This is a genomic window from Labrys sp. WJW, from assembly GCF_001676615.1.
GTDB classification, from domain to species: domain Bacteria; phylum Pseudomonadota; class Alphaproteobacteria; order Rhizobiales; family Labraceae; genus Labrys; species Labrys sedimenti.
Genome location: NZ_LYXZ01000137.1, coordinates 1 through 608, shown reverse-complemented (window position 1 = coordinate 608; position 608 = coordinate 1). Strand labels below are relative to the sequence as shown.

Annotated in this window: 1 protein-coding gene; it reads right to left on the bottom strand. The window is 65.1% G+C overall.

Annotated elements, in window-relative coordinates:
• Positions 1-608 (bottom strand): EF-Tu/IF-2/RF-3 family GTPase (locus BA190_RS34975; protein WP_245315049.1); only part of this gene is annotated, 608 nt, incomplete at both ends.

Below are 608 nucleotides of genomic sequence, written 5' to 3'. Positions count from 1 at the left end.
TAGGCTTCGGCCTTGAACTTGGTGTGCGGCTTCACGGAGCCGGGCTTGCACAGCACCTGGCCGCGCTCCACGTCCTCACGCTTGGTGCCGCGCAGCAGCGCGCCGATGTTGTCGCCGGCCTGGCCCTGGTCGAGCAGCTTGCGGAACATCTCGACGCCCGTGACGGTCGTCTTCTGCGTGGCGCGGATGCCGACGATCTCGACTTCCTCGCCAACCTTGACGATGCCGCGCTCGACACGGCCGGTCACCACGGTGCCACGGCCCGAGATCGAGAACACGTCTTCGACCGGCATCAGGAAGGGCTGGTCGATCGGACGCTCAGGCTGCGGGATGTACTCGTCAACCGTCTGCATCAGAGCCAGGATGGCGTCGTGGCCGATGGCCTTGTCGCCATTGTCCAGCGCAACCTTGGCCGAACCCTTGGTGATCGGAATGTCGTCGCCGGGGAACTCGTACTTCGACAGAAGCTCGCGAACTTCCATCTCGACCAGTTCGAGCAGTTCCGGATCGTCGACCAGGTCGACCTTGTTCAGGAACACCACCAGCGCGGGAACGCCGACCTGGCGGGCCAAGAGGATGTGCTCGCGGGTCTGCGGCATCGGGCCGTC